General features: G+C 61.0%; 6 protein-coding genes. 3 read left to right on the plus strand and 3 right to left on the minus strand.

All coding sequences use genetic code 11. The annotated features are described in order from the left end of the window. Both OQK_RS26715 and OQK_RS26720 read left to right on the plus strand, forming a co-directional pair. The coding region (locus OQK_RS26715; RefSeq protein WP_038861834.1) for an alpha/beta hydrolase at nucleotides 1–426 on the plus strand (426 nt) is incomplete at its 5' end. Between the two features lie 251 nt (nucleotides 427–677). Beyond that, nucleotides 678–1,544 (plus strand): CAP domain-containing protein, encoded by an 867-nt coding sequence (locus tag OQK_RS26720; RefSeq protein ID WP_016775144.1) that lies wholly within the window; start codon nucleotides 678–680, stop codon nucleotides 1,542–1,544. A gap of 1 nt (nucleotide 1,545) precedes the next feature. On the opposite strand, the gene OQK_RS26725 is transcribed toward OQK_RS26720, so the two are convergent. After that, nucleotides 1,546–2,349, minus strand: a complete 804-nt coding sequence (locus OQK_RS26725) for an OBAP family protein (protein ID WP_038861835.1) — start codon at nucleotides 2,347–2,349, stop codon at nucleotides 1,546–1,548. Nucleotides 2,350–2,445: 96 nt separating this feature from the next. Then, nucleotides 2,446–2,613 carry a hypothetical protein gene (locus OQK_RS31780; RefSeq protein WP_024013301.1) on the minus strand — a complete coding sequence of 56 codons (168 nt, stop codon included), beginning with the start codon at nucleotides 2,611–2,613 and terminating at the stop codon, nucleotides 2,446–2,448. 177 nt (nucleotides 2,614–2,790) lie between these two features. Here OQK_RS31780 and OQK_RS26735 point away from each other — a divergent pair, with 177 nt between their 5' ends. Next, the gene (locus tag OQK_RS26735; RefSeq protein WP_016775146.1) at nucleotides 2,791–3,219 is read left to right on the plus strand and encodes a nuclear transport factor 2 family protein; all 429 of its coding nucleotides are present in this window, start codon (nucleotides 2,791–2,793) and stop codon (nucleotides 3,217–3,219) included. Between the two features lie 68 nt (nucleotides 3,220–3,287). Here OQK_RS26735 and OQK_RS26740 read toward each other — a convergent pair. Further along, on the minus strand, nucleotides 3,288–4,479 hold a 1,192-nt coding region (locus OQK_RS26740), incomplete at its 5' end, for a malate:quinone oxidoreductase (protein ID WP_038861840.1).

Below are 4,479 nucleotides of genomic sequence, written 5' to 3' on the forward strand. Positions count from 1 at the left end.
GAAGATGCGCTGGCGTTGTTCGATCAGGTCTACGCCACTCATCCGCAGGTCGCCGTGGTCGGTCGCAGCCTCGGTTCGGGGGTGGCTGTGCGCCTGGCCAGTCAGCGGCCGGTGCAGAATCTGATTCTGGTGACGCCGTTCAACAGCCTCGAGGAAATCGCCGCACGGCAATACCCGTGGGTGCCGGTGAAGTGGTTGCTCAAGGATCGTTTTGAATCGGGCAAGTACGCGGCGCATATCCGCACGCCGACGTTGCTGTTGGCGGCCAGCGATGACGACGTGATTGGACGCAGCAGCACGCAGCGCTTGTTCGAGAGTTTTCCTGCGGGCGTGGCGACGCTGAAGGTGGTGCCGGATTCGGGGCACAACTCGATATCCGAGCGGGGGGAGTATTTGCGGTGGATGGGGGATGTGTTGAATCGCTAGTGGTTGTTTGCCAGTGATAGAGAGGTCGACCGGGGCGGCGTCTTCGCGAGCAGGCTCGCTCCCACAGTTGTTCCGAGTACGCCGTAAGCGCGATGTGGGAGCGAGCCTGCTCGCGAAGGCAGCGGTTCGAACAACAGCAATTCAATTGCATTTGCCGCCACTGAACCAAGTCCAAAAAACCCAGTCCTATCCGCGCCGCCACACACGGCTCCCTCACTCTAGCGCTGTCCCCTTTCAGAGCTGTCCGTCCCATGCGCCACGCCGTTCGTTCGTCTCGCTTCGTTTCGCTGTGCCTGCTGAGCCTGTTCCCCTTTTTCACTGAATCCGCCCACGCCAGTGCGGAGCGCGAACTGGTGGCCGCCATCAATGATTACCGCGCCCATCCGCAACGCTGCGACCGCCGCCCTGCGCAGCGTCTGGCGCCTTTGGCTTTGAAATCGAATCTGGCCTTGCCGATCGGCTATCGCTACGGCGGCGGCATGCGCGAGGCGTTGAAGTCTTCCGGCTATTCAGCAATCACGGTGCGCAGCATCCGCATTATCGGAGCCGAAGACGCCGACGAGGCCTTCGATCAGTTGCAGAGCGATTATTGCGGCGCCTTGCTGGATGCGAACTACGCCGACATCGGCATCAGCCATTCGCGCAATCAATGGCAGGTGGTGCTGGCGCAACCGGTGCTCGACAGCCGCGTCGGTGACAACCGCAGCGTCGGCAAGGCGCTGCTCGCCGAGGTCAACGCTGCCCGCGCCCGGCCGCGTATGTGCGGCCGCCAGCGCTTTGCCGCCGCGCGGCCATTGAGCTGGAATGCCGCCCTCGGCGCAGCGGCTCAGGGCCACAGCAAAGCCATGGCTTACGGCAATTATTTCGCCCACCGCGATCCCGACGGTGACATGCCGGCCGACCGCGCCCGTGCTGCCGGTTATCGCGGCCGCCAGGTCGGGGAAAATATCGCTGCCGGGCAAAGCTCACCAGGCAAAGCCATGGCCGGCTGGCTGGCCAGCCCGGGCCACTGCGCCAACCTGATGAACCCGATGTTCACTCAGGTCGGCGCCGGCTTCGCCAGCGAAGCGCGCAGCGACGACGGCGTTTACTGGACGATGCTGTTCGGCGCGCCGTAAATCACGGCTGACTCCGGGCATTCTCATCGCTTGGCGTGGCCGGGCGCGGCATGACGTGTTGATGGCCGGTCGGGTCGTTGAGCTGGATGACATTACCCTTCTGCCACGCATCAGCCCCCGTTGCGACAGGCGCCGGTTTGATCTCGGCGCGGGCCTTTTTCTTTTCGGCGCTATCAATGCCAAGACGCCGATCGCGCTGGCGGATCATTTGCGCATCGGCCTGACCGTCAGCGGTAAAGCCCATCATCAACTGCGGCACGCCCAGCGGCAGTTGCTTGTCCTGATCGGTATGCCAGGTGTGCCAGGTCTTGCCGTAGGTATTGGCGAGTTTTTCCATCAAGCGCGTTTCTGCCACTTGCGGGATGCCCGGCGCGACCAACTGGCCAGAACTGACTTCGTGAGCGTGGCTGTGCCACAGGGCTTTTTCTTTCGCTGGCAATTGCGTGAACAGGCGCTGGCTGATGATGTATTCGACGCCCATCAGTTTGGCTTCAGCGGTGTTGCCGTCGTAGATCACACACTGGAACACTTCTTCGTTGAGCGCCGAGCAGTAGTGATGCGCTTCCATCTGCGCGCCGGGATGACCGTTGTAAAAATGGAAACCATCGAGGTACATGTTCAATGCGCGAATTGGCGGCTTGTCCTGCAACCACTGCGCGCCGACTTCGAGCATTTCCGTGTCGGACGCCTTGGCCTGGCCGGGTGTCTGCACCGGCGAATCGGTGTTGCTCATGGCGCAACCGGTCAACGCGGCGACCATCAAACCGATAGGAACCCAACGTCCCTGTGACGTTGTCGTACGCATGTTTCACTCCTCGAACTTTCAGTGACGGGCGCGTGCTGGCCCTGTTCTGCAACTGAAAGCAGGAGATCGGCAGAGTTCGAAAAAGCTGCGTGCGGATCAGACTGGAGAGATCGTCGCCAGCACGCCGATCAGAATGGTCAAGGTCAGAAAGCCGCCGAGAAAAATCGCCATCTTGTACATGTTGCGCTCCTTGAGGCTGGGTGTGCGGTGCACCGGACGCTGCGGGATGAGGTCGGAGGGTGATTGGCCGCACTGCCGGGGCATTCTGAGCCTGTGGCTGTACTGAATACAGAGGCAGATGAAACAGAAAAATACGGATCAGATGCGCATCTGATCCGCTTCGGGCATGAAGCGGTATTCAGGCTGAGACTTGAGGATCCACTTTCGGCGCGGTTGATCTACAGTCATGCCGACCGACAACAATAAAAAACCGGAGTGACCATGCCCGACCTCGCCTTGCAGCCCAACGTCGCCGCGTCCCTCGAGCGCTGGCACGGGATGATCCGCAGCGGCAATCTCAAAGCCCTGCCCGAACTGCTCGATCCGCAAGCTGTGTTCCGCTCGCCCATGGCCCACACGCCCTACCCCGGCGCGCCGGTGGTGGCGATGATCCTCAACACCGTGTTCGAAGTCTTCGAAGATTTCGCCTATCACCGCGAGTTGGCGACGGCGGATGGCCTGAATGTGATTCTCGAATTCAGCGCCAGGGTCGGCAGCAAGGAACTCAAAGGTATCGACATGATTCGCTTCGATGAGCGCGGCAAGATTGTCGAGTTCGAAGTGATGGTGCGGCCGCTGAGCGGCTTGCAGGCACTGGGCGAAGAAATGGGGCGGCGACTCGGTGCTTATCTCGCGTCTGCAAAAGCCTGAATCCACCCTGCATAAAAAAACCCACTGACCGTCGCCGGTTCAGTGGGTTTTGTGTGTCAGGGTTCTGCTTACAGAGCCATGTCACGTGCAGCGTTTTCCTTCGGCGCTACGGCTTTGTCAGCCGCAGGTGCCGCCGGAGCAGCTACCTGACCGATCGCTGGAGGCGTCGGCAGTTCGAGGATTTTCGCGGTGTAAGCCCACTCTGCAGCCACTTTGGCCGGATCGCTGTTCAGCTGGGTGCCGTAGCTCGGCACGATCTGGTGCAGCTTGGTCTGCCACTCAGGGGATGCGACTTTGTCTTTGAAGACTTTCTGCAGCACGCTCAGCATGATCGGTGCAGCGGTCGACGCGCCCGGCGATGCGCCCAGCAGGCCGGCGATCGAGCCGTCTTGCGAAGCAACGATCTCGGTGCCCAGCTTCAGCACGCCACCAGCGGCTTCATCACGCTTGATGATCTGCACGCGCTGGCCGGCTTGCCACAGGCGCCAGTCTTCGGCTTTGGCGTTCGGGAAGTATTCCTTCAGCGCGTTCAGACGGTCTTCATCCGACAGCATCAACTGACCGGCAAGGTACTCGACCAGCGGGTATTCCTTGATGCCGACCTTGGTCATTGGCCAGATGTTGTGGGTGGTGGTGCTGGTCAGCAGGTCGAAGTACGAACCTTCCTTGAGGAACTTGGTGCTGAAGGTCGCGAACGGGCCAAACAGAATGACGCGCTTGCCATCCAGAACACGGGTGTCCAGGTGCGGAACCGACATCGGTGGCGCGCCAACCGAAGCCTTGCCGTAGGCCTTGGCCAGGTGTTGCTCGGCAATCGTCGGGTTCTCGGTCACCAGGAACGAACCGCCAACCGGGAAGCCTGCGTATTCCTTGGCTTCTGGAATGCCCGACTTCTGCAGCAGGTGCAGGGCACCGCCGCCGGCGCCGATGAACACGAACTTGGCGTCGGTTTCGGTCTTGCTGCCGTCTTTGAGGTTTTTGTAGCTGACACGCCAAGTGCCATCGGCATTCTTGGTGATGTCTTCGACTTCGCTCGACAGTTTCAGATCGAAGTTAGGTTTGGTTTGCAGGTGAGCGGCGAACTGGCGGGTGATTTCGCCGAAGTTCATGTCCGTACCCAGCGGGCTCCAGGTAGCCGCGATTTTCTGGTTCGGGTCACGCCCTTCCATCATCAGCGGTACCCACTTCTTGATCACAGCCGGGTCTTCGGAGTACTGCATGCCGGCGAACAGCGGGCTCGCCTGCAGGGCTTCGTAGCGC

The organism is Pseudomonas sp. R62, from assembly GCF_000257605.1.
Classification (GTDB): domain Bacteria; phylum Pseudomonadota; class Gammaproteobacteria; order Pseudomonadales; family Pseudomonadaceae; genus Aquipseudomonas; species Aquipseudomonas atacamensis.

Bases quoted from the DNA above. Each gene is read 5' to 3' on its own strand.
- OQK_RS31780 (WP_024013301.1), bottom strand. From the start codon at position 2,613: ATGCCCCGGCAGTGCGGCCAATCACCCTCCGACCTCATCCCGCAGCGT.
- OQK_RS26725 (WP_038861835.1), bottom strand. From the start codon at position 2,349: ATGCGTACGACAACGTCACAGGGACGTTGGGTTCCTATCGGTTTGATG.
- OQK_RS26735 (WP_016775146.1), top strand. From the start codon at position 2,791: ATGCCCGACCTCGCCTTGCAGCCCAACGTCGCCGCGTCCCTCGAGCGC.
- OQK_RS26720 (WP_016775144.1), top strand. From the start codon at position 678: ATGCGCCACGCCGTTCGTTCGTCTCGCTTCGTTTCGCTGTGCCTGCTG.